23 protein-coding genes are annotated in these 23,622 nt (G+C 63.7%); 18 read left to right on the forward strand and 5 right to left on the reverse strand.

All coding sequences use genetic code 11. The features are described 5' to 3' along the window. Positions 1-434 precede the first annotated feature (434 nt). The gene (locus NKJ32_RS24500) at positions 435-614 is read left to right on the forward strand and encodes a hypothetical protein (RefSeq protein ID WP_352782049.1); all 180 of its coding nucleotides are present in this window, start codon (positions 435-437) and stop codon (positions 612-614) included. 26 nt (positions 615-640) lie between these two features. Here NKJ32_RS24500 and NKJ32_RS24505 read toward each other — a convergent pair whose 3' ends face one another. Continuing rightward, positions 641-1,999 carry a trimethylamine monooxygenase gene (locus tag NKJ32_RS24505; RefSeq protein WP_352829108.1) on the reverse strand — a complete coding sequence of 453 codons (1,359 nt, stop codon included), beginning with the start codon at positions 1,997-1,999 and terminating at the stop codon, positions 641-643. Between the two features lie 259 nt (positions 2,000-2,258). On the opposite strand from NKJ32_RS24505, the gene NKJ32_RS24510 reads away from it, so the two are divergent. Both NKJ32_RS24510 and NKJ32_RS24515 read left to right on the forward strand, forming a co-directional pair. Continuing rightward, complete coding sequence (locus NKJ32_RS24510) at positions 2,259-2,978, forward strand: helix-turn-helix domain-containing protein (RefSeq protein WP_352782053.1); 720 nt, start codon at positions 2,259-2,261, stop codon at positions 2,976-2,978. Positions 2,979-3,137: 159 nt separating this feature from the next. Further along, positions 3,138-3,509: an endonuclease domain-containing protein gene (locus tag NKJ32_RS24515; protein ID WP_352782055.1), complete on the forward strand. Its 372-nt coding sequence runs from the start codon at positions 3,138-3,140 to the stop codon at positions 3,507-3,509. 136 nt (positions 3,510-3,645) lie between these two features. Here NKJ32_RS24515 and NKJ32_RS24520 read toward each other — a convergent pair whose 3' ends face one another. Genes NKJ32_RS24520 through NKJ32_RS24535 form a run of 4 tightly spaced genes read right to left on the reverse strand, consistent with a single transcriptional unit; the run spans position 3,646 to position 7,402 of the window. Beyond that, positions 3,646-4,686 carry a heme-dependent oxidative N-demethylase family protein gene (locus tag NKJ32_RS24520; protein WP_352782057.1) on the reverse strand — a complete coding sequence of 347 codons (1,041 nt, stop codon included), beginning with the start codon at positions 4,684-4,686 and terminating at the stop codon, positions 3,646-3,648. 9 nt (positions 4,687-4,695) lie between these two features. Next, the gene (locus tag NKJ32_RS24525; protein ID WP_352829110.1) at positions 4,696-5,661 is read right to left on the reverse strand and encodes a PDR/VanB family oxidoreductase; all 966 of its coding nucleotides are present in this window, start codon (positions 5,659-5,661) and stop codon (positions 4,696-4,698) included. Further along, on the reverse strand, positions 5,658-6,254 hold the full coding sequence (locus tag NKJ32_RS24530; protein ID WP_352782061.1) for a dimethylamine monooxygenase subunit DmmA family protein: 597 nt from the start codon (positions 6,252-6,254) through the stop codon (positions 5,658-5,660). Before NKJ32_RS24530 ends, NKJ32_RS24525 begins: the two co-directional genes overlap by 4 nt. A 14-nt stretch (positions 6,255-6,268) precedes the next feature. After that, positions 6,269-7,402 carry an aminomethyl transferase family protein gene (locus tag NKJ32_RS24535; protein ID WP_352782063.1) on the reverse strand — a complete coding sequence of 378 codons (1,134 nt, stop codon included), beginning with the start codon at positions 7,400-7,402 and terminating at the stop codon, positions 6,269-6,271. 286 nt (positions 7,403-7,688) lie between these two features. On the opposite strand from NKJ32_RS24535, the gene NKJ32_RS24540 reads away from it, so the two are divergent. The 15 genes from NKJ32_RS24540 to NKJ32_RS24610 all read left to right on the forward strand — a co-directional run bounded on the left by NKJ32_RS24540 (position 7,689) and on the right by NKJ32_RS24610 (position 23,503). Beyond that, on the forward strand, positions 7,689-7,976 hold the full coding sequence (locus NKJ32_RS24540) for a hypothetical protein (RefSeq protein ID WP_023673993.1): 288 nt from the start codon (positions 7,689-7,691) through the stop codon (positions 7,974-7,976). 10 nt (positions 7,977-7,986) lie between these two features. Next, positions 7,987-8,364 (forward strand): hypothetical protein, encoded by a 378-nt coding sequence (locus NKJ32_RS24545; protein WP_023673992.1) that lies wholly within the window; start codon positions 7,987-7,989, stop codon positions 8,362-8,364. A gap of 16 nt (positions 8,365-8,380) precedes the next feature. Beyond that, on the forward strand, positions 8,381-8,542 hold the full coding sequence (locus NKJ32_RS24550; protein ID WP_023673991.1) for a hypothetical protein: 162 nt from the start codon (positions 8,381-8,383) through the stop codon (positions 8,540-8,542). Positions 8,543-8,557: 15 nt separating this feature from the next. After that, on the forward strand, positions 8,558-9,958 hold the full coding sequence (locus NKJ32_RS24555) for an APC family permease (RefSeq protein ID WP_292653875.1): 1,401 nt from the start codon (positions 8,558-8,560) through the stop codon (positions 9,956-9,958). A 291-nt stretch (positions 9,959-10,249) separates the two neighbouring features. After that, positions 10,250-10,939: a hypothetical protein gene (locus tag NKJ32_RS24560; RefSeq protein WP_352829113.1), complete on the forward strand. Its 690-nt coding sequence runs from the start codon at positions 10,250-10,252 to the stop codon at positions 10,937-10,939. Further along, on the forward strand, positions 10,936-11,268 hold the full coding sequence (locus tag NKJ32_RS24565) for a hypothetical protein (RefSeq protein ID WP_023673987.1): 333 nt from the start codon (positions 10,936-10,938) through the stop codon (positions 11,266-11,268). The genes NKJ32_RS24560 and NKJ32_RS24565 overlap by 4 nt, the downstream gene beginning before the upstream one ends. Positions 11,269-11,352: 84 nt before the next feature. Beyond that, positions 11,353-12,246: a class II glutamine amidotransferase gene (locus NKJ32_RS24570; protein WP_023673986.1), complete on the forward strand. Its 894-nt coding sequence runs from the start codon at positions 11,353-11,355 to the stop codon at positions 12,244-12,246. Between the two features lie 94 nt (positions 12,247-12,340). After that, positions 12,341-13,003 (forward strand): GltB/FmdC/FwdC-like GXGXG domain-containing protein, encoded by a 663-nt coding sequence (locus NKJ32_RS24575; RefSeq protein ID WP_245274607.1) that lies wholly within the window; start codon positions 12,341-12,343, stop codon positions 13,001-13,003. 6 nt (positions 13,004-13,009) lie between these two features. Beyond that, positions 13,010-14,338 carry an FMN-binding glutamate synthase family protein gene (locus tag NKJ32_RS24580; RefSeq protein ID WP_023673984.1) on the forward strand — a complete coding sequence of 443 codons (1,329 nt, stop codon included), beginning with the start codon at positions 13,010-13,012 and terminating at the stop codon, positions 14,336-14,338. A gap of 33 nt (positions 14,339-14,371) precedes the next feature. Then, the gene (glnT, locus tag NKJ32_RS24585; protein ID WP_352453796.1) at positions 14,372-15,679 is read left to right on the forward strand and encodes a type III glutamate--ammonia ligase; all 1,308 of its coding nucleotides are present in this window, start codon (positions 14,372-14,374) and stop codon (positions 15,677-15,679) included. Between the two features lie 36 nt (positions 15,680-15,715). Further along, positions 15,716-16,969 (forward strand): sarcosine oxidase subunit beta family protein, encoded by a 1,254-nt coding sequence (locus NKJ32_RS24590; RefSeq protein WP_352782065.1) that lies wholly within the window; start codon positions 15,716-15,718, stop codon positions 16,967-16,969. Positions 16,970-16,986: 17 nt separating this feature from the next. Continuing rightward, positions 16,987-17,262: a sarcosine oxidase subunit delta gene (locus NKJ32_RS24595; RefSeq protein WP_352782067.1), complete on the forward strand. Its 276-nt coding sequence runs from the start codon at positions 16,987-16,989 to the stop codon at positions 17,260-17,262. Further along, entirely contained in the window at positions 17,262-20,246 is a 2,985-nt protein-coding gene (locus tag NKJ32_RS24600; RefSeq protein ID WP_352789363.1) for a sarcosine oxidase subunit alpha, read from the forward strand. The genes NKJ32_RS24595 and NKJ32_RS24600 overlap by 1 nt, the downstream gene beginning before the upstream one ends. Next, positions 20,239-20,868, forward strand: a complete 630-nt coding sequence (locus NKJ32_RS24605) for a sarcosine oxidase subunit gamma (protein WP_352789360.1) — start codon at positions 20,239-20,241, stop codon at positions 20,866-20,868. Before NKJ32_RS24600 ends, NKJ32_RS24605 begins: the two co-directional genes overlap by 8 nt. 265 nt (positions 20,869-21,133) lie before the next feature. Further along, positions 21,134-23,503 (forward strand): trimethylamine N-oxide demethylase, encoded by a 2,370-nt coding sequence (locus tag NKJ32_RS24610; RefSeq protein ID WP_352789357.1) that lies wholly within the window; start codon positions 21,134-21,136, stop codon positions 23,501-23,503. Positions 23,504-23,622 lie beyond the last annotated feature (119 nt).

Consider the following 23,622-nt stretch of genomic DNA (forward strand, 5'->3'; position numbering starts at 1 on the left):
CCGGGATGGCCCCGGACGGCTAAACCTCGGCCGGCAGCGTTTGACGTGCAGTGGGAACAACAGTGGGAAAACGAGAGGTTTTTTTGCGTCAACCAGTCGTGAACAGCGCCAGATCCGCAATCAGCGAAACGGCGGGCCTTCAAACGCTTTGCTTCCTCGCGCGGTGCGATCTCCCGTAAGCGCCGAGAACGCTTCGCAACCGAAACCACAGGAGATCAGACCATGTCTCGTTCATTTGGAAAGGATACCCGCCCGTCCTCAACCGACTGGGCTGTCATAGCTCGCGGGCCAAGCAAGGCCGAGGTGCTCGCCCATATCGCGAAGATTCACACATACGTGAGCACCCTAAATCGGCCCGGCCGCGAGAAAACCACATGAGGCTTGTTGGCGGCGGGAGTGCCGATCGGCCCCCGTCGACAACACTTGTCGGGATAATGTTTTCGGTCGACGTCCAGCTGGCCGCACACGGCATCGCGGTCCATGCCGGGGCGAAGTTTTCGACCGGAAAGACCAGCGCCGTGCGCGTCGCGACCAGCATCTTGAGCGAGGAGCACCTCGAGCACGTCGCAAATTCCCTGGCGCTGGCAGCCGACCCGGCGCGGGAGGTTAGCTGAGGCAAGTCAATCGCCGTTCGGACTGCTTACTCCGCCGCCACGCCCTTCACCTCGAGATAGCTCTCCATTGAATCGTCCATCGCCTGCAGCCAGGGCGTGTGGTGCAACGGCGCCATCGTGCCGGTCATCAGCGAGCGATAGGCATGGTCGCGGAAGCCCATAATGTCTTGCACCTTGTGGTGCTCCCACTCCATGAAGGTCTGATTGACGGCCTCGACATCGAAGCCGGGATAGTCGGTCTGCTCCATCAGCTCCCTGGTGTAGTCGCCCTGGAACCAGATCATCTGCTCGGCGTCTTCCAGTGTTTCCTCGCGTGCCCGCCATTTCCGGCCGTGCTCGGCCATCGCTTCGGCCGACGGCAGCTTGATGCGGCCCATGATCACGTCGCGGGCGAACCAGGCCTGCGCGTCGAACATGTTGAAGGTGTAGAACTGGTCCTGCATGCCGATATAGGACAGCTTCGGGTTTTTCTCCCAGACGACGCCCTCGTAGAGCCCGTCCGGCCACATACGGTTGGCGGTCTTCAGCTTCAAATCCTCGGTGAGGAACGGGAAGGAATGGAGGTAGCCGGTGCACAGGATGATGGCGTCGACGTCTTTGGTGCTGCCGTCCTTGAAATGCGCGGTCTTGCCGACGACCCTCTGCAGAAGCGGCACTTCCTTCCAGTTCTCCGGCCATTTGAAGCCCATCGGCTTCGAGCGGTAGCTGGAGGTGATCGATCTGGCGCCGTATTTGTAGCATTGCGAGCCGATGTCCTCGGCTGAATAGGAGCGGCCGATGATCAATATGTCCTTGCCCTTGAATTCCATGGCGTCGCGGAAATCGTGGCTGTGCAGGATACGGCCGTTGAAGGTCGAAAAGCCCTCGAAATAGGGAACGTTGGGCACGGAGAAATGGCCCGAGGCGACGACGACATTGTCGAACTCTTCCGAGTAGGTGACGTCGCTGGTGCGGTCATGCGCGGTGACCGTGAATTTTTTTGTCGTTTCGGAAAAGGTGACCATGCGCACCGGGCTGTTGAAGCGCACCCATTGGCGCACGCCGGATTTTTCGACGCGGCCCTTGATGTAGTCCCACAGCACGGCGCGCGGCGGATAGGAGCCGATCGGCCGGCCGAAATGCTCCTCGAAGGTGTAGTCGGCGAATTCGAGGCATTCCTTCGGCCCGTTCGACCAGAGATAGCGGTACATCGAGCCGTGCACCGGATCGCCGTGCTCGTCGAGGCCGGTGCGCCAGGTGTAGTTCCACAGGCCGCCCCAGTCGGACTGCTTTTCGAAGCAGACGATCTCGGGAATATCGGCGCCCTTGTCGGCGGCCGACTTGAAGGCCCTGAGCTGGGCCATGCCGGACGGCCCGGCTCCGATGAGGGCAACACGATCTTTCATTGCGGGCCTCCCGATCTCATTTCCCTAACGAAACAAATTTCACTGACAGGACAGTAATTGCCCCTTCGATCCTGTCAACAGGGCTTGTCGCGAAACCGCGTTTCGCCCAGCTGGATTTCCAAGCGACGCAGTAGCTCGGGCGAAATCCGGACATTGCGCAATTCGACACGGGTGGCTTGCCGTGGCAGTTGCGCTTCTGCATCGGCACCGAATATGTTCACCGTGAGTGAAATGAATCGGCAAGGTCCAAGGTGGCAACATGGCGAAAAAAGCATCCAGTCTAAAGCCCGCTGCGGTCGTCGTCGCCGCCAAAGCCAAGCCGTCGGTCGCTGCAATCGATCCGCGCAAGATACGCGCGCCGCTCACCCAGAACCCGCACGCCATTCGCGACACCCGCGAAAAGGTCCTGGAGGTCGCCATCGGCCGCGAGGTGCGGGCCTTCCGCAAGAAGCTCGGCATTACGGTGGCCGATCTGGCTGCCGCCACCGACATTTCGCTTGGCATGCTGTCGAAGATCGAGAACGGCATCACCTCGCCGTCGCTGACCACGTTGCAGGCGCTGTCACGGGCGCTCGGCGTTCCCGTCACCGCCTTCTTCCGCCGCTTCGAGGAAGAGCGCAGCGCCGTCTTCGTCAAGGCCGGCGAAGGCCTCGACGTCGAGCGCCGTGGCACGCGCGCCGGCCACCAGTACAATCTGCTCGGCCATATCGGCTCCAACACCAGCGGCGTCGTCGTGGAACCCTATCTGATCACGCTGACCGAGGATTCCGACGTGTTCCCGACCTTCCAGCACGAAGGCATGGAATTCCTCTACATGCTCGAAGGCGAAGTGGTTTACCGGCACGGCAGCAATCTCTACCCGATGAAGCCGGGCGACAGCCTGTTCTTCGACGCCGATGCGCCGCACGGACCGGAAGTGCTGAGCGTTCTGCCGATGCGCTATCTGTCGATCATCTGCTACCCGCAAAGCGCGGCGTGAGAGTTCGATCTCCCCCTCGCGGGACCTCGTGGGGGGAGATCGGCAGCTTCGCCGACGACGCCTCTTTTGCAGCGTTGGCGATTGGCGAAAGCCGAAGTGAAATCCAATCTCCCCCCTTGAGGGGGAGATGTCCGGCAGGACAGAGGGGGGCGAACCGCGATGACGCATAATCCAGTAGCCGCCAACAATCGCCGCAATGCGCGCAGGATGCGCAAGGTGATGACCGATGCCGAACTGAAGCTCTGGAACGAGATCAGGGCGCACAGGCTGATGGGACTGGGGTTTCGACGCCAGATGCCTATCGCCGGCTATATCGTCGATTTTGCATGCCCGGACAAAAAGCTGATCGTCGAACTTGATGGTTCCCAGCATGCCCAGGCCGAAGCGTCGGAATTGGATGCTGCAAGAACCGCAAAGCTCGAAGCGCTGGGCTGGACCAGCCTTCGCTTCTGGAATGACGACGTTATCCGCGATATCAACAATGTCTGTCAGCATATCGTGATTGTGGCTGGTCAGGCTGGCGCACCGTGATCTTCGCCGAAGGGATGGGCTGACATAACGGCAAGGCCGGCGCTCTACGGCGCCCCCCTCTGCCCTGCCGGGCATCTCCCCCTCTTGGGGGGAGATTGGCAGCTTGACGGGCAGCGCGAACCTCGCAAACAGAACCTCAATCCGGCCCAAACCCCGGCGACGTCGCACTCCCGTCATCCAGCTTCGACAGCCACTCGACCAATGTCGCACGGTAACGCGTCAGGCCCTTGTAGTTGGCGAGTTCGTCGGGAAGGTCGCGGATGACGCGGTGCAGGCGCCGTGCCCATTTCGGCTGCGTCACCAGCTCGTCCATCTTGATCAGGTAGCAGCGGATCGGGAAGACGATAGCATTCGAGCGCGGCAGCCGCCAGAAGCTCTGCAGCTCGACGCGCAGATGGACCTTGTCGCCGACATTTTTCGGCGTCACCGTGGCGCGGTCCGGACCCCATTTGTGGTAGTTTTCCGGGCTGGTATCGAGGCGCGGATTGATGGTCATCGTCCAGTTCAGCCGGCGCGCCGGCTTGCCCTGCTGGATGTTGGTGAGGAACTTCAGCGCCCGGACGAATATGCCCTTCTCATGCGCCAGCGGCACCGGCGCGTGCCATTCGAAGAAGTTCATGCCGATGTCGAAATCCAGCGACCAGTCGGCCTGGGTGGTGACCATGCCGGCATCCATCCACAGATTGCCGTCGCGCTGGTCGAGGATGCAGAAATCGCCCTGGCTCTGGCGGGTGATGTATTCCATCGGCCCATAGGGCAGCGTCGAGACGTCGCCAAAGGTGAAGCTGTCGTCGATGCCGAGCGGCCGGTTGATCCAGCGCCAGCGGTCGCCGTCGCGCGTCAGCGTGAAATGCTCGGGATAGCCTGAAGCCTGCTGCTCCATCAAAAGCTCGAGCAGGTCCCAGCCGGCCAGCGTCATGTGCGGCAGCGACTGGCAGCGCAGCGGATCCTCGGCCAGCACCAAAGCGCGGTCCTGCATCTCGGCGACATAGTGCTCGTCGACGTCGATCAAATTCTCCAGCACGCTGCCCTTCGGCCCGACGACATGCGGCTCGATGTTGACGGCATACATGTAGCTGTCTTCATGGAACGGGAACGGGAACCGCCTGATGTGCTCGGGGCTGTTCCTGAAGGTGAAGTCGTTGCGGAACGTTTCCTTGCGAAAGGTGATGCCCAAGCTCGCCTCCTATCTTTCCAGCACCAGCGACCGGCCCTCGAAGCGCGAGACGCAGGGCATGATCTTGCAGCCCGAACGGTGGTCTTCCTCGCTCAGCCAGTGGTCGTTGTGGATGAATTTGCCGTCATGCGAAATGACGTTGGTCTCGCACTGGCCGCAGACGCCGCCGCGGCAGAGATAGGGCGGATCGACCCCGGCCGCCTCGATCGCCTCGAGCAGGCTCTGCTGCTCGTCGACACGGATGGTCTTGCCGCTGAGCGCCAGCGTCACGTCGAAGGGCGCGCCGGGCTGCGGGGCCGCGAAATGCTCGAAATGCACGGTCTCGCGAGGCCAGCCGAGCGCCGCGGCACGCTCGCGCACCCAGCCGATCATGCCGGACGGACCGCAGACATAGAGATGCGTGCCGAGCGGCTGCGACGACAGCAGCCGGTCGAGATCGACGCGCTCGTCGCGGTCGTCGTGATAGAGCCTGACCCGGCGATCGTAGCGCTCTCTCAGCAGGTCGGCATAGGTGCCGAGCGAGGCGGTGCGGCAGGTGTAATGCAATTCGAAATTGCCGCCTTCCGCCGCCAGTTGCGCGGTCTGCGCCATGAACGGGGTGATGCCGATGCCGCCGGCCAGCATCAGATGCTTCCTGGCGCGCAGATCGAGCGAGAACAGGTTGACGGGATAGCTGACCACCATCTCCGTGCCCGGCCTGACCTGCCTGTGCATGAACAGCGAGCCGCCGCGGCCGGCGTCGTCGCGGCGCACCGAGATGGTGTATTCGCGGGTGTCGAGCGGCGAGCCCATCAGCGAATAGGGATTGAGCCTGGTGCGTTCGCCATCGCGCATCTCGACGACGACATGGGCGCCGCCGGAAAAGGTCGGCAAAAGCTCGCCGTCGCTCCGGCGGAAATGAAAGCGCGTCACCAGCTCGTTGCCGGGGACGACATCGCTGACGACGACATCGAGCTTGGTGGTGCCGGTGCTCATCGAAAGACCTCCTCGATCGGAGGAATTTCGCTGCGGTCCTCGGCGTTGATGCAGACGCCCTGGAAGGCGGCGAGGCGCCGCGAATAGTGATCGCGCACCAGAAGCAAGAGGCCGCAATGCGAACAGGTTGCCGGCTGCGTCGTCACGTTCTCGGTGATGCCCTTGCAATGGACGCACTGCATGCGGCGCGCCAGCGAGCCGCGATGCTCGGTCTGAACCGAGGTGTGGTCGATGCCGGCTTCGAGCGCCGCCTGCATGGCCCGGCCGATAAGCCCTTCGGTGCCGGCGAGATAGAGCCTGAGGCCCATATGGGCGTTGGCCAGCATCTGCTTCAGCCGCGGCAGGGCGCTGGCGAAGGAATGGCCGAGGTAGAACTGCGCCGGCTTCAGTGCTTCGAGCGCATCGGCGTATTTGCCGTCGCGGCCGGGAATGAAGATGATGTGGGCGCCGCCGAAGAAATCCGCCGGTGCCTTGGCGGCCAGATCGGCAATCGCCAGCGCTCCCTCTGCATCCGCTATGAAAAGATGACGCTTGCCGGGCTGCGGAGACAGGGTCCCATAGACCGGGCGGCTGATGATGCTTTTCGCTGCCATACCCGCAGTATGCCTCAGCCTTTCGCCGTGCGCTTGGTCTTCTTGGGATCATCGAAAGGAAGCGGCTCGGCGGTTGCGCTGATGCCGCCGCTCTTGTTGCGGATCTCGAGCCTGGTGCCCTGCACCGCGCAGTCGACGTCGAGCCGGGCAATGCCCATCGATTTTTTGACCAGCGGCGAATACATGGCGCAGGTCACCACGCCGACCTTTTTGCCGTCGCGATAGACCGGTGCGCCCTCGTCGGCCGGCTCCTTGCCTTCGAGCAGCACGCCGAAGATCTTGAAGCGCTCCTTGCCCTTGAGGCGATAATGCTCCTCGGCGCCGCGAAAGCCCGTCTTGCCGGGGCTGACGGTGAAGTCGAGACCAAGCTCCCACAGCGTGTCGCCCGGGCCTTCGTTCTCAAACGGGTATTTCTGCGAATTGTCGTAGGGGTAAAACAGCAGGTAGCTCTCGACGCGCAGCATGTCGAGCGTGGTGAAGCGGCACGGGATGATGCCGGCGCTCTTGCCCTCGTCGAGGATCCTGTCCCAGATCGTTCCGGCGTCCTGGCCACGGCAGAAAATCTCGTAGCCGCGTTCGCCGGTATAGCCGGTGCGAGAGATCATCACGGGAAAGCCGAACAGCTGCGTCTGCATGTGGTGGAAATAATTGAGGTCGCGAATGCCGGGCACATGCCTTGCAAGATAATCCACGGCTAGCGGCCCCTGCAGCGAAAGGTCGTGCAGATTGTCATCGAAGCGCAGCGACACGTCACGACCGACCGAAGCGCGTTGCAGCTCTTCATGGCCGGTGCCCGAGCCATGCACGACCATCCAGGAATTCGGGCCGGTGCGGTAGAGGATGCAGTCGTCGGTGAACTTGCCGGCCTCGTTGAGCATGCAGGCATAGGCCGACTTGCCGGGATAGATCTTTTCGACGTCGCGCGTCGTCGCCAGATCGATCAGGTGCGAGGCGTGCGGCCCGGTGATGTGGACCTTCTTCAAGCCGGACACGTCCATCAGGCCGGCCTTGGTGCGGATGGCGATATACTCTTCGTCGGCGTCCTTGTCGTAGGTCCAGGCGGTACCCATGCCGCTCCAGTCCTCGAGCTTCGAGCCGAGCGCGCGATGGCGGTCCGCAAGCGTCGAAAATCTCCAGGATGCCGTCATCCGCTGTCCTCCGTTCGAAAGAAACCTTTTTGCTTTCCCCTGCTCCCTGCACACAGGCGGGAGCGTTGCCTTGAATATTGACCGCAAACGCAGGGAGCCTGCAATACCCGTAAGCAAATAATTTCATTGTCAGGCAAATCCGACGAGCCCAAACAAACGGTTAACGTCGCGTAAAATCGTCTTGACAATTCCAGAATTCGGCCGGATTTTATGAAAAAAATTTCACTCTCTTGAAAGAGGGCAATGACCGGCCAATCCGGACCGGCGTTGAAAAAGGGGAAAGCCGATGTCCGACCTGCAACAGCGCGTGGAAGCGTTGTACCGTTCCGACGTGCGTGGATCCATGCTCCTGATCGTCTGCCTGTGGGCGACGATCCTCTTTGTCCTGTTCATGACATGGCCATACGTCCCCGACGCCGGCATCAAGCTCGTCGTCGCGGTCGCCGCCGCCGCCGTGCTGATCTTCAACACGGCCGCGATCCTGGCGATGGTCAACCACTACAAGGAAGACAAGGACTTCATCTACGGCCTCGACATCAAGAACGCCGACGCCTACCGCAACCGCAAGTCCTGAGGGGAGACGCATGGCCCGCTATACACCGCCCGAACAGAGCAAGGCCGGACAGGTTTTCGATATCGCCGTCGTCGTGGTCGCGATTTTCGTCGCGCTGTGGCTGCCGCTGAAACTAGGGCTGGCAGGGGCGGCAAAATCCATCGACGCGCTTGACGCCAAGACGTGGGAAGCGCTCGGACAAAACCCGACCATGGCCTCGATCTGGGAAAAGCTCGGCTACACGCCGGAAACCGCGCACGACATCATCCAGAACCGGTTCCACTACATCATCGACTGGCCGACGCTGATCATCATGGCGGCGGTGCTGATCGGCTATTTCATCTTTCTGTTCCGCGCATCGGACCGCGAATACCGCGACGTCATCGACGAAAAGTTCGGCGACAAATAGATAGGGAAGCATCGTCATGTGGGTGGCACTCTCTTACGCATGCTGGGGCATCTCGATCGTGCTCGCGCTGTGGATGCTCTACGACTGGTTCAAGATCGACACGACCTATTCCGAAGAGATGCTGACCTCGTCCAGGGAAGGCGAACTTGAAGCCGTGTCCGAAAAACACCGGATCTGAGTGGGGGATTGAACGATGACGATCACGGCTGAACCAGCGGTGCAAGTGCAAGGCGACAGGGTTTCACTGCTCAGGGTGCTCGGCCCCGCCCATGTCTGGGCGCTCGGTGTCGGCATCGTTCTGGTCGGCGAATTCACCGGCTGGAATTTCGCGGCGGACAAGGGCGGCGCGCTGGCGGCGCTGATCGTCTGCTGGATCGTCGGGCTGCTCTACACGTCGGTCGCGATGATCGATTCCGAAGTTACCTCGACGGTTGCCGCCGCCGGCGGCCAATATGCCCAGGCCAAGCACATTGTCGGGCCGCTGATGGCCTTCAACGTCGCGCTGTTCCTGGTCTTTGCCTACACCATGCTCGAAGTGTCGGACGCGATCCTGCTCGGCGACACCATCGTCGCCAAGGCTGGCGTCGAGGGCCTCAACCACAATTCCTTCATCGCCGCGACCATCGTCGTGCTGGCATGGCTGAACTATCGCGGCGTGCTGATGACGCTCAACGTCAACTTCGTCATCACCGCCATCGCCTATGTCTCGATCGTCATCCTGTTCTTCTCGGTCAGCCCGTGGACGCAAGGCGCCGTGCTCAAGCTCAACGAGTTGGTGACCCCGGGCAACGCCCTGCCCTATGGCTGGATCGGCGTCATCGCCGCCTTCCAGTTCGGCATCTGGTACTATCTCGGCATCGAGGGCACCACGCAGGCGGCCGAGGAAGTGCGCTCGCCGGCGCGCTCGCTGCCCTACGGCACGATGGCCGGCATGATCACGCTTCTGATCGCGGCCGCCATGACCTGGTATGTCTGCGCCTCTCTGATGCCCTGGGAATATCTCGGCATCACCTACTATCCGCTGTGGGACGCAGGCAAACTGACCGGCAGTGCGCTGCTGGAAAACCTGTTGTTCATCGCGACGCTGCTTGCCGCGCTCGCCTCCGCCAATGGCTGCATCAACGACGCCGCGCGCGCCTGGTTTTCGCTCGGCCGCGACCGCTATCTGCCGACCTGGTTCTCGGCGGTGCATCCGAAATACCGCACGCCCTATCGCTCGATCCTGTTTCTGCTGCCGATCGCGCTCGCCTTCGCCTTCATCGCCGACCTCAACCAGGCGATCACCTTCTCGATCCTGTCGGGCGTGCTGCAATACACCTTCATGAGCATCAACATCATCATGTTCAGGAAAAAGTGGCCGCTCGGCTCGATCCGCCGCGGCTACACCCATCCGTTCCATCCGCTGCCGGCGATCGTCTTGTTCTGCCTTTGCGTCGTCACTTTCTTTGCGATCTTCCTCGGCTTTGGTTCGCAGCTGATCGCCATGGTCGCTTTCTACTTCCTGATCTCGCTGTGGTTCCACTTCTACCGCTACAAATTCGTGCGCCGTGGTGCCCAGTTCACCATGCCGTGGCCGAAGCCGCAGGGCTACTGACAGGAGTAAAGGAGGCTCACCCCAAAACGCAGCGCAATCGCATATGGGAAAGTGCCCCCTCACCCGGATTGCCAACCGAATTGCGAAGGGCAATTCGGGGCAATCCGACCTCTCCCCGAGGGGAGAGGAGATCGCCGGCGTTGATGCCAGCCTCTTCTCCCCAACGGGGAGAAGGTGGCCGCCCACGGGTCTTGCCTCCGGCAAGCCCGAGGACAGGCTCCGCGGCCGGATGAGGGGGACTTCCTATACAAGAGCCCTGCCCCAGAATGGGGCGCGCCTGTGCATGATGAGATGTCTGAAATGATCTCAGCGTCACTCGCCGGGGCGGTTGCCCTGGCTCTCGTCCTCCATATAGCCTGGCTTGCGCGGGCCAGCCGCACCAAGGCTTCGACCGGGCTTGCCGCCGACGAAGCCGGCGTCCGCGCCGTCATCCCCGACGCGGCCAACGTCTCGGACGGCACTGCCGGCGTCGTCACCTTCGCCGGCTCGTGGAACGGCCGGCGGGTGCAGGTGCGGACCATCGTCGACACGCTGGCGATCAGGAAGGTGCCGGCGCGCTGGCTGAGCGTTTCGATCACCGAAAAGGTCGCGATACCAGGCACTTTCGATATGATGATGCGGCCGGGATCGCCGACGACCTTTTCCAATTTCGATCATCTCGACCATACGCTGCCGAAGGCGGCGGGATTTCCGGCCGAGGCGGTGCTGCGGAGCGACCGCAAGGGCGTGCGCTTCCCCGAAACCGTCATCGCCGGCCACCTCGATATCTTTGCTGAGGAGCGCGCCAAGGAATTGTTGATCACGCCGAACGGCGTGCGCATCGTCTGGCTTCTGGCCGAGGCCGAGCGGGCGCGCTACGGCGTATTCCGGCAAGCCGAATTCGGCACGGTCAGGCTCGATCCGGTGCTGATCGAGAGGCTGCTGTCGTCGGCTTCGGCGCTGCGCGATGCCATCAATCAAAGCGAACGGCAAGCGGCATGACCAGCCAGATCACCACCTCCCCCGCACCACCGAGCCCCTATCTGGTTCTGGGCGCTGCGATTGTCTTGCCGGCGAGCGGGCATGTCGTGCTCGGCGTGCCGGTGCGCGGCCTGCAATTCCTGTTCTTCATGGTGATCCTCGCCTGGGTCACCGCCAAGATCGCGCCGCCAGACGCCAGCTTCGTCGGACGCCATGCCGGCGGCTTCCTGATCTATGCCCTGTCGATCCTGGATGCCTACAAGATCGCCCGCATCCGCTATGCCAAATGGGTTCACAATGGCGGCCAGCGCAGCGATAGTGCGGCCGGCGGCGCCTCAGCCGAAATATAACGACAGGAAAATTTTTTTCATACCAATTGAATTCTCGGGACTCATTCGATACATCTCGGAGGGAACAAACTCGCGGAGGCTGACATGTGCGGAATCGTCGGACTGTTTTTGAAGGACAAGTCGCTCGAGCCCCAGCTTGGCGCGATGCTGTCGGAGATGCTGATCTCGCTCAGCGATCGCGGTCCCGACAGCGCCGGCATCGCCATCTATGGCGCGCCCTCCAGTGAAGCCAAGATCACCATCCAGTCGGCCAAGCCGGAGCGCGATTTCCGCGGCCTCGACGCCGAACTCGCCAAGGCAATCGGCGCGCCGGTGAGCATTGCTGCGAAGTCGACGCATGCGGTGGTCCGGACGACGCCTGCCAAGATCGACGAAGCGCGCGAGGCGATCCAGACGCTGCGCCCCGACATCCGCATCATGGGCGCCGGCGACGTCGTCGAAATCTACAAGGAAGTCGGCTTGCCCGAAGCGGTCGTCGACCGTTTCGGCGTCCGCGAGATGACCGGCACCCACGGCATCGGCCATACCCGCATGGCGACCGAATCGGCGGTGACGACGATGGGCGCGCATCCGTTCTCGACCGGCGCCGACCAGTGCCTGGTGCATAATGGCTCGCTGTCCAACCACAACAATGTCCGCCGCGAGCTGATCCGCGAAGGCATGACATTCGAGACCGAGAACGACACCGAGGTCGCTGCCGCCTATCTCTCCTCGCAGATGGCGCATGGCAAGAATCTGGGCGAGGCGCTGGAAGGCACGCTGAGCGATCTCGACGGCTTTTTCACCTTCGTCGTCGGCACCAAGAACGGCTTCGGCGTGGTGCGCGATCCGATCGCCTGCAAGCCCGCCGTAATGGCCGAAACCGACCAGTATGTCGCCTTCGGCTCGGAATATCGTGCGCTCACCAAACTGCCCGGCATAGACAATGCGAAGGTCTGGGAACCCGAGCCCGCAACCGTCTATTTCTGGGAGCATTGAACCAATGCCGGCAAGCAATGCCTTCAATACGGGCAACCTCTCCAAGGCCGCGCGCGAGCCGGGCCAGGCATCGCGGGTCTTCGACCTGGCCGAAATGTCGCTGCGCGAGCTCAACCAGGCGCTGCACGATCTGGCGCCCGGTTCGAACGAGACCGCCTGGGAGGTGCTCCACCCGCGAGGCAGCCATTCGGTCGCCGTCGGCGTCGACCAGCCGGTCGCCATCGATGTGCGCGGCAGCGTCGGCTATTATTGCGGCGGCATGAACGACGGCGGCACCATCACCGTGCATGGCTCGGCCGGGCCCGGCGTCGGCGAGAACATGATGTCCGGCCAGATCGTCGTCAAAGGCGATGCCAGCCAGTACGCCGGCGCCACCGGCCGGGGCGGGTTGCTCGTCATCGAAGGCAACGCGTCGTCGCGCTGCGGCATCTCGATGAAAGGCATCGACATCGTCGTCCATGGCAATATCGGCCACATGTCGGCCTTCATGGCGCAGTCCGGCAACCTCGTGGTGCTGGGCGACGCCGGCGATGCGCTCGGCGATTCCATTTACGAGGCGCGGCTTTTCGTGCGCGGCAAGGTCGAAAGCCTCGGCGCCGACTGCATCGCCAAGGAGATGCGGCCCGAGCATCTCGAATTGCTGCAAGGCTTGCTCGACCGCGCCGGCGTGACCGGCGTCAAGGCGGCGGAGTTCAAGCGCTACGGCTCGGCTCGTACCCTCTACAATTTCAATATCGACAACGCCGACGCGTATTGAGGCTCAATGACCTATCGCAACCCGCCGACGACGCCGCGCAAATCCGCGACCTTCGACGACTACACGCTTTCCGAGATCCGCCGCGCCGCGGCGACCGGCATCTATGACATCCGCGGCGCCGGCGCCAAGCGCAAGCTGCCGCATTTCGACGACCTTCTGTTCCTCGGTGCTTCGATCTCGCGCTATCCGCTCGAAGGCTATCGCGAGCGCTGCGACACCAGCGTCGTGCTCGGCTCGCGCTATGCGAAAAAACCGATCGAATTGAAAATCCCGATCACCATTGCCGGCATGAGCTTCGGCTCGCTGTCCGGCCCGGCGAAGGAAGCGCTCGGCCGTGGCGCGACGCTGTCGGGCACCTCGACGACCACCGGCGACGGCGGCATGACCGAGGAAGAGCGCGGCCATTCGAAGACGCTGGTCTACCAGTATCTGCCGTCGCGCTACGGCATGAACCCGCGCGATCTGCGCCGTGCCGACGCGATCGAGGTTGTCGTCGGCCAGGGCGCCAAGCCAGGCGGCGGCGGCATGCTGCTCGGCCAGAAGATCTCCGACCGCGTCGCCGAAATGCGCACGCTGCCGAAAGGCATCGACCAGCGCTCGGCCTCGCGCCACCCCGACTGGACCGGGCCGGACGACCTCGAGATCAAGATCCTCGAACTGCGCGAAATCACCGACTGGGAAAAGCCGATCTACGTCAAGGTCGGCGGCGCGCGGCCCTATTACGATACCGCGCTTGCGGTTAAATCGGGCGCCGATGTCGTCGTCGTCGACGGCATGCAGGGCGGCACTGCGGCGACCCAGGAAGTGTTCATTGAAAATGTCGGCCAGCCGACGCTTGCCTGTATCAGGCCGGCGGTGCAGGCGCTGCAGGATCTCGGCATGCACCGCAAGGTGCAGCTGATCGTCTCGGGCGGCATACGCAACGGGGCCGACGTCGCCAAGGCGCTGGCGCTCGGCGTCGATGCGGTGTCGATTGGCACGGCAGCGCTTGTCGCGCTCGGCGACAACGACCCGCGGTGGGAAGCGGAATACAACGAGCTCGGCACCACCGCCGGCGCCTATGACGACTGGCATGAGGGTCGCGACCCGGCCGGCATCACCACGCAGGATCCCGAGCTAATGAAACGGGTCGATCCGATTGCGGCCGGCCGACGGCTGGCGAATTATCTTAAGGTGATGACACTTGAGGCTCAGACAATCGCACGCGCGTGCGGCAAGAACAGCCTGCACAATCTCGAGCCCGAGGATCTTGTCGCCTTGACGATCGAAGCCGCCGCCATGGCCGGCGTGCCGCTGGCCGGCACCAACTGGATACCGGGCAAGAACGGCTTCTAAAACCAACCAAATGCCAGTAAGCGAGGAACTATAATGGGGAACGATCTCGCCGCCTTCGCCAAGGAAAAGGGCGTCAAATATTTCATGATATCCTACACCGACCTGTTCGGTGGGCAACGCGCCAAGCTGGTGCCGGCGCAGGCGATCGCCGACATGCAGCGGGACGGTGCCGGCTTTGCCGGCTTTGCCACCTGGCTCGACCTGACGCCGGCGCATCCCGACATGCTGGCGGTGCCGGATCCGGCCTCGGTGATCCAGTTGCCTTGGAAGCCGGAGGTCGCCTGGGTCGCCGCCAACTGCATCATGGACGACAAATCGGTCGAGCAGGCGCCGCGCAACACGCTGAAGCGGTTGATCGCGGAGGCCGCTGGCGACGGCATGCACATCAAGACCGGCGTCGAGGCCGAATTCTTCCTGATCTCGCCGGATGGCAAGACGATTTCCGACGAATATGACACGGCGTCGAAGCCCTGCTACGACCAGCAGGCGGTGATGCGCCGCTACGATGTGATCGCCGAGATCTGCGACCACATGCTGGCACTCGGCTGGGGCGCCTACCAGAACGACCACGAGGACGCCAACGGCCAGTTCGAGATGAACTGGGCCTTCGACGATGCGCTGGCGACCGCCGACAAGCATTCCTTCTTCAAATTCATGGTGAAATCGGTCGCCGAAAAGCACGGCCTGCGCGCAACCTTCATGCCTAAACCCTTCCAGGGCCTGACCGGCAATGGCTGCCATGCGCATATCTCGGTGTGGGACAAAGACGGCAAGACCAATGTCTTTGCCGATAATGCGATGGAGCTCGGCCTGTCGGCCAAGGGCAGGAATTTCCTCGGCGGCATCATGAAACATGCGTCCGCGCTAGCCGCCATCACCAACCCGACGGTCAATTCCTACAAGCGCATCAACGCACCGCGCACCATCTCCGGCGCCACCTGGGCGCCGAACACGGTGACCTGGACGGGCAACAACCGCACCCACATGGTGCGCGTACCTGGGCCAGGCCGCTTCGAGCTGCGCCTGCCGGACGGCGCGGCAAACCCCTATCTGCTGCAGGCCGTCATCATCGCCGCCGGCCTTGACGGCGTCCGCTCGAAGGCCGACCCCGGCAGGCGCTACGACATCGACATGTACCAGTTCGGCCATACGGTCGAAGGGGCGCCGAAGCTGCCGCTCAACCTGCTCGACGCATTGCGCGAATTCGACAATGACAAATCGCTCAAGACGGCGCTGGGTGAGGAATTCTCGTCGGCCTATCTAAAGCTCAAGCAGCAGGAATGGAATTCCTATGCTTCCCACTTCACCCAGTGGGAGCGCGACCACACGCTCGACATCTGATCCGGAATTGTTGCACGCCCGGCGCGAAACAGGTTCATGAAATACTCGATCTTCTCCCTCGCCCGGGCGGCATTTTCCGGCCATAAGAACTGGCAGCGCACCTGGCGCGACGCCAGCCCGAAGAGCCACTACGACGTGGTGATCATCGGCGGCGGCGGCCATGGCCTGGCGACGGCATGGTTCCTCGCCAGCGAATACGGCATCAGGAATGTCGCGGTGCTGGAAAAGGGCTGGATCGGCTCCGGCAATGCCGGCCGCAACACCACCATCATCCGCTCCAATTACGGGCTGCCCGGCAATACCGGTTTCTACGAGCTTTCGATGAAGCTGTGGGAGCGGATGGAGCAGGACCTCAACTACAACACCATGGTCAGCCAGCGCGGCGTCATCAATCTCTACCATTCCGACGCGCAGCGCGACGCCTATGCGCGGCGCGGCAACACCATGCGCATCAACGGCATCGATGCCGAACTGCTCGATCTGACGGCGGTCAGGAAGATGATGCCGTTCCTGAACTTCGACAATGCGCGCTTTCCAGTGCAAGGCGGGCTTTTGCAGCGACGTGGCGGCACGGCACGGCACGACGCCGTGGTCTGGGGCTATGCGCATGCGGCGAGCGCGCTCGGCGTCGACATCATCCAGAACTGCGAAGTGACCGGTTTTGTCCGCGACGCCGACGGCAAGGTGACCGGTGTCGAGACGAGCCGCGGCAGGATCGACGCAGGCAAGGTCGGCATGGCCGTCGCCGGCTCCTCGTCGCGCGTCGCGGCGATGGCCGGCATGCGGCTGCCGATCGAAAGCCATGTGCTGCAGGCATTCGTCTCCGAGGCGATCAAGCCGCTGATCCCCAATGTCATGACCTTCGGCGCCGGCCATTTCTACGTCAGCCAGTCCGACAAGGGCGGCCTGGTCTTCGGCGGCGATATAGACGGCTACAATTCCTACGCCCAGCGCGGCAATTTGCCTGTCATGGAAGACGTCTGCGAAGGCGGCATGGCGCTGATGCCGATGATCGGCCGGATACGGCTTCTGCGTCAGTGGGGCGGCATCATGGACATGTCGATGGACGGCTCGCCGATCATCGACAAAACACCGGTCGACGGGCTCTATCTCAACGCCGGCTGGTGCTATGGCGGCTTCAAGGCGACGCCCGGCTCCGGCCTGGTCTTTGCCCATCTTCTGGCGCGCGACGAGCCGCACAAGGAGGCTATCCGCTTTCGCCTCGACCGCTTCCGGCGAGGTGCGATGATCGACGAAAAGGGCCAGGGCGCCCAACCGAACCTGCATTGAAGGCTGGCTGAAGAAGCATGCGCATTGTCTGTCCCTTCTGCGGCGAACGCGAACTCGGCGAGTTCACCTATCTGGGCGACGCCAAGCCGGCGCGTCCGGCGGCCGGCGTCACCGAAGACGAGGTCTTCGACTACGTCTATCTGCGCGACAACATCGCCGGGCCGATGAGCGAATACTGGTACCATGGCGGCGGCTGCCGGGCCTGGCTGAAGGTCGCCCGCAACACGCTGACGCATGAGATTTCGGCGGTCGAACCGGCTGCAGGCGTCGGTGCCGCCGAGGTTGGGGCCTGATGGTTGGCCCCGCGCAGACACACCGGCTGGAGAGCGGCGGTCTCATCGATCGCGCCGCGCCGCTGGCCTTCCGCTTCGACGGCAAGAGCTTTGCCGGTTTCCAAGGCGACACGCTGGCCTCGGCGCTGATCGCCAATGGCGTCAAGCTGGTCGGCCGCTCGTTCAAATACCATCGGCCGCGCGGCATCCTGACCGCTGGTTCGGAGGAGCCCAACGCGCTAGTCGAACTGCGCAGCGGAGCGCGGCGCGAGCCGAACACCAAGGCGACCACGGCCGAACTCTATGACGGGCTCGAAGCCGCCAGCCAGAACCGCTGGCCGTCGCTGCGCCACGATCTGATGGCGGTCAACCAGCTGTTCGCGCCGATCTTCGTCGCCGGCTTCTACTACAAGACCTTCATGTGGCCGGCGAAATTCTGGGAAGCGGTCTACGAGCCGGCGATCCGCCGCGCCGCCGGCCTCGGCCGCGCCCCCGGCGTCGCCGACCCCGACCATTACGACAAGGCCTGGGCGCATTGCGACGTGCTGATCGCCGGGTCCGGCCCGGCCGGACTGGCTGCGGCACTGGCGGCCGGGCGCGGCGGCGCCCGCGTCATCCTGTGCGAGGAAGATTTTGCGCTTGGCGGCCGTCTGCTCGCCGACGGCGGCATGATCGACGGCGCGCCGGCGGCCGAATGGATTACGCGCACGCTGGCCGAACTCGCCGCACTGCCCGATGTCCGCATCATGACCCGCACGACATTGTTCGGCGTCTATGATGGCGGCACCTATGGCGCCATCGAGCGGGTCAACGACCACCTGCCCTCGCCGCCCGAGCACCAGGTGCGCCAGCGGCTGTGGCGGATCGTGGCCAAGCGCTGCGTCGTCGCCGCCGGCGCCATCGAGCGGCCGATCGTCTTTGCCGGTAACGACACGCCGGGCGTGATGATGGCTTCGGCTATGCGGACCTATGTCGCGCGCTACGCGGTTACCCCTGCCAAGAGGATCGCGCTGTTCACCAACAATGAGGATGGCTGGCGTACGGTCGAGACCGCGCTTGGCGCCGGATTGCAGATCGCAGCGGTGATCGACGCGCGCCCGGACGTCTCCGCCGCGCATCGCGCGCTTGCCGCCAAAGGCGGCTTTGCCGTGCTCAACGGCTCGGTCAGCGGGGTCGAAGGCGGCAAGGACGGCGTAAGGAAAATCGCGGTATCGCTCACCGGTGGGGCGCGCGCCGAGGTCGAGGCCGACGGGCTAGCCGTCTCGGGCGGCTGGAATCCGGCGGTCGGGCTGACCTCCTACCATCGCGGCCGGCCGAAATGGCAGGACGATATCGCAGCCTTCGTGCCGGACGGCGCGCCGCCCGGCATGGTGGCCGTCGGCGCCGCCAACGGCGCCTTCGGGCTGGGCGACTGCCTGCGCCAGGGCTTTGCCGCGGGTGCTGCGGCAGCGCAGGGTGCTGGACGCAGCGGCAATGCCGGCACATCGCCGGTCGCCGACAGCGAGGCGTTTTCGCTGACGCCGCTTTGGTATGTGGCCGGCAAAGGGAAAGCCTTCGTCGATTACCAGCATGACGTGACCGCGTCCGACATCGAACTGGCGCAGCGCGAAGGTTTCGAATCGGTCGAGCATCTCAAGCGCTATACGACGCTCGGCATGGCCACCGACCAGGGCAAGACCTCGAACGTCGCCGGTCTCGCCATCATGGCGGCAATCAGCGGCAAATCGATCCCCGAAACCGGCACGACGATCTACCGTCCGCCCTATGTGCCGGTCGCCATCGGCGCCTTCGCCGGCCATCATCGCGACGAGAATTTTCATGCGACACGACTGACGCCGTCGCATCACTGGGCAGCCGAACAGGGCGCGGTGTTCGTCGACACCGGCCTGTGGAAGCGCGCGCAATGGTATCCGCGCGCCGGCGAAAAGGACTGGCTGGAATCGGTCACCCGCGAGGTCAAGGCGGTGCGCTCAGGCGTCGGCTTCTGCGATGTCTCGACGCTCGGCAAGATCGACGTGCACGGCCCGGATGCCGGCGCCTTTCTCGACCGCGTCTACATCAACACCTTCTCCGGTCTCGCCGTCGGCAAAGCCCGCTACGGGCTGATGCTGCGCGAGGACGGCATCGTCTATGACGACGGCACGACGTCACGGCTGGCCGAGGACCACTATTTCCTGACCACCACCACCGCCAAGGCCGGGCTGGTGATGCAGCATCTCGAATTCTGCCGGCAGGTGCTGTTCCCCGAATTCGACGTGCAGCTGACATCCGTCTCCGATCAATGGGCGCAGTTCTCGATCGCCGGGCCGAAGACCCGGGACCTGCTTCGGGAAATGGTCGATCCGTCCGAGGATTTGTCGAACGAGGGCTTTCCCTTCATGGGGGCGCGGGAAGTCGCGCTTCGCGGTGGCATCAAGGCGCGGCTGTTCCGCATCTCGTTTTCGGGCGAAATGGCGTTCGAGATTTCGGTTCCCGCCCGCTATGGCGAGGCGCTGGTGCGCAATTTGATGCTGGCCGGCAAGCCGTTCGGCGTTACGCCCTACGGTACCGAGGCGCTCGGCGTCATGCGCATCGAAAAGGGCCATGTCGCCGGACCGGAGCTGAACGGCACGACGACCGCCGCCGACCTCGGGTTGGGCAAGATGATGTCCAGCAAGAAAGATTTCATCGGCCGCGTCATGGCCGGGCGCGAGGCGCTGATTGCGCCGGACCGCCAGGTCGTGGTCGGCATCAAGCCGGTCGACAAGACGCGCCGCCTGCGTTCCGGCGCGCATATCATCCCGAAGGGCGAGACGCCCGGTCCCGATAACGACCAGGGCTACGTCACCTCGGTCTGCTTCTCGCCGACGCTCGACCAGTGGATCGGGTTGGCACTGGTTGAGCGCGGCCGCGAGCGCATCGGCGAAATCGTCCATGCGCAAGACCCGCTGCGCGGCGAAGACTACGATGTCGAGCTGTGCAGTCCCGTCTTCTACGATCCGGATGGAGGGCGCCAGCGTGGCTGAGTTTTCCTGGATTGCCCGCAGTCCGCTGGAGAAAGCGCTTGTTGTCGGCGCCTATGGCGCGCGCGGCACGGCGGCCGGCGTATCGCTCACCGAGATCCGCAATTTCGACCTGATCCAGGTGATGGCGCGGCGCGGCAAAGCGGCAGAACTGGCGAAGGCCGCCGAAACCCGCTTCGGCGTTGCCGCCCCGGAAACGCCCAAGGCGACCCGAGCTCCCGACGCTACGCTGATCTGGTCGGGACCGGATCAGTTCCTGGTCCTGTCCAATGGCGGCAAGCACGCGAGCGAACCGCTGAGCCAGGCGTTTGCGCAATCCGCCTCGCTGTCCGACCAGTCGCATGCCCGCGCGCTGATCAGCGTTTCCGGAGAAAAGGCGCGCGCGATGCTGGCCAAACTGTCGTCGCTAGACCTGCACCCCGCGGCGTTCCCGGCCGGCACCGCTGCGGCGACCTCGGTCGATCACACCAGCATCAATCTCTGGCGCGGCAATGATCGGCCGGACCGACAGGCTGTGTTCAATCTTCTGGTGTTCGCCACCTTCGCGGAAAGCCTGTGGCATACGATGCTGGACGCTGCCGCCGAGTATGGCGTCGAGATCAGCCACAGCGAGGAGTTGGCATAGCCTTGGCGCGTCTTCCCTTCTCCCCTTGTGGGAGAAGGTGGATCGGCGCGCAGCGCCGAGACGGATGAGGGGTGTTCCAGCGGAGTGAGAGGCTGGCGTTCCCTGGAACACCCCTCATCCGTCGCCTTCGGCGACACCTTCTCCCACAAGGGGAGAAGGGGGAGCTTGTGCCACCTTCACCTTGCCAAACCCGATCCCCCTGCTATTCTTCCCGCTAAAATAATTTCACACACAGGCAAACTTGTTTCTCGAAACCAAGGTTGAGATGAGCCAGTCGCCCTACCCCGCCGTCGTCGCAGGACCGCCCCGGCCGAGCCTGATCCTGCGGCCAGGCCAGATCGCGTTGCCGGCCGGGATGGAGCGCTACACGGTTCAGGGCAATGGCGCGGTGCTGATCGAGGTCGAGGCCGGCGACATTGTCACCGTGCGCGATGTCGAGGGCGGGCAGGCCTGCGAGCTGCTGGCATGGGACAGCAGCGACGCGACCGATCCCGGCATTCTCGGCGAGAAATCGAACTGCAATGCCGCCGGCATCAAGGCGCTGCTGGCCGAAGGCGACGACGGCCTCGCATCCTTGCGCCGGGGGCTCGAGCGGCGCCAGGTGCAGATCGACCAGGCGAAGGCGGTTCGCGTTTTCGGCGGCGCCACCCCTGCCGGCACCGAACAGGCTTTTACCGTCGCCCGCGATGGGTCGATGCTGATTGCCGCGCCCGGCGGGCCGATGCTGGTCGACGGCCACGATACGGCGACGCCGCTTAGCGTCATCGTCCGCCGCGCCACCATCCGCCCGGCGGCGAAATCCAGGCTTGCCGACCCGCTGGCCGATCCCGTGCTCGACCTGCGCGTCCATTCGGCGACGGCGGAGGCCTACTTCGTCAAGGCGGGCGACTATCTGCAGATCATCGATGTCGACGGGCGCCAATGCACCGACTTCCAGTGCTTTTCGGCGCGCAAGCTGGACAAGGGCCGCGATCATCCGCTCGACGTGACGACGACGCGCACGCTGATGGGTTCGAGCTATCCGATGCCCGGTCTGCACTCGAAATACTACGACCAGGACATGGAGCCGCTGGTCGAGGTTGTGCAGGACACTTGCGGCCGCCACGATGCATTCGCGCTCGCCTGCGCGGCCAAATATTACGACGACATCGGTTATCCCGGCCATCCCAACTGCTCGGAGAATTTCAACCACGCGCTGGCCGACAAGGGTGTCACGCCTCGCGCCGGCTGGATGGCGATCAACTTCTTCTTCAACACGGCCATCGACGCGCATGGCGTCGTGGTATCGGACGAGCCGTGGTCGCGGCCGGGCGACTATGTGCTACTCAGGGCGCTCACGGACATCGTCTGCGTCTCGTCCGCCTGCCCCGACGATACGACGCCGGCCAATGGCTGGAACCTGACCGACATCCATGTGCGAACCTATCCCGGCCAGCACAAATTCTCGCGAGCGATCGCCAGACGCATGACGCCCGATTCGGAACCGAAAATGACCCGCGAGACCGCCTTTCATTCGAGCTTTGCCAAGCACACCCGCAACTTCGTCGAGTACAAGGGCTATTGGCTGGCCAATTCCTTCGCCAGGCAAGGCCCGATCGATGAATACTGGGCCTGCCGGCAGGACGCCGTGATCATGGACCTGTCGCCGCTGCGCAAGTTCGAGGTCACCGGGCCGGACTCCGAGGCGCTGCTGCAATACACGCTGACCCGCGACATCAAGAAGCTCGGCGTCGGCCAGGTCGTCTATTCCGCCATGTGCTACGAGCATGGCGGCATGATCGACGACGGCACGCTGCTCAGGCTCGGCAAGGATAATTTCCGCTGGGTCGGCGGCGACGATCTATCCGGCGAATGGCTGCGCGAGACGGCGACAAAGCTCGGCCTCAACGTGCTGGTGCGCTCGTCGACCGACCAGATGCACAATGTTGCCGTGCAGGGGCCGAAAAGCCGCGACGTCCTGCGGCAGATCATCTGGACCTCGCCGCTGCAGCCGTCGATCGACGAACTCGAATGGTTCCGTTTCGCCGTTGCCCGCATCGGCGGCGGCAACGGCATTCCGGTCGTTGTCTCGCGCACCGGTTACACCGGCGAGCTCGGCTACGAGATCTGGTGCCATCCGCGCGACGCCGAAAAGGTCTTCGACGCGATCTGGCAGGCCGGCCAGCCGCACGGCCTGAAGCCGATGGGGCTGCAGGCGCTCGATATGGTGCGCATCGAGGCCGGGCTGATCTTTGCTGCTCACGAGTTTTCCGACCAGACGGATCCGTTCGAGGCCGGCATCGGCTTCACCGTACCGCTGAAGACCAAGAGCGACGATTTCATCGGCCGCGAGGCGCTGATCCGGCGCAAGGAAAACCCGCAGAAGAAGCTGGTCGGCCTCGACATCGATGCCAATATCGCGGTCGGCCACGGCGATTGCGTGCATGTCGGCCGGGCCCAGATCGGCGTCGTCACCTCCGGCATGCGCTCGCCGGTGCTGAACAAGACCATCGCGCTGGCCAGGCTCGACGTCGCGCATTCGGCGATCGGCACCGAGGTCGAGATCGGCAAGCTCGACGGCCACAGCAAGCGGCTGCCGGCGCGCGTCGTCGCCTTCGCCCATTACGACCCGCAAAAGAACAGGCCGCGCTCCTGACCGACGCTTCCTGGTTCTTCCCTTCTCCCCTTGTGAGACCTTTGCACAGAAGCCGATTGGTGATTCTGTGATGATGGTCGAAGCAGGGAGATTCGGGATGGCGGATCGTGTTCTGGGTC

The sequence above is a fragment of the Mesorhizobium sp. M0159 genome (genome assembly GCF_040322295.1).
GTDB lineage: Bacteria > Pseudomonadota > Alphaproteobacteria > Rhizobiales > Rhizobiaceae > Mesorhizobium.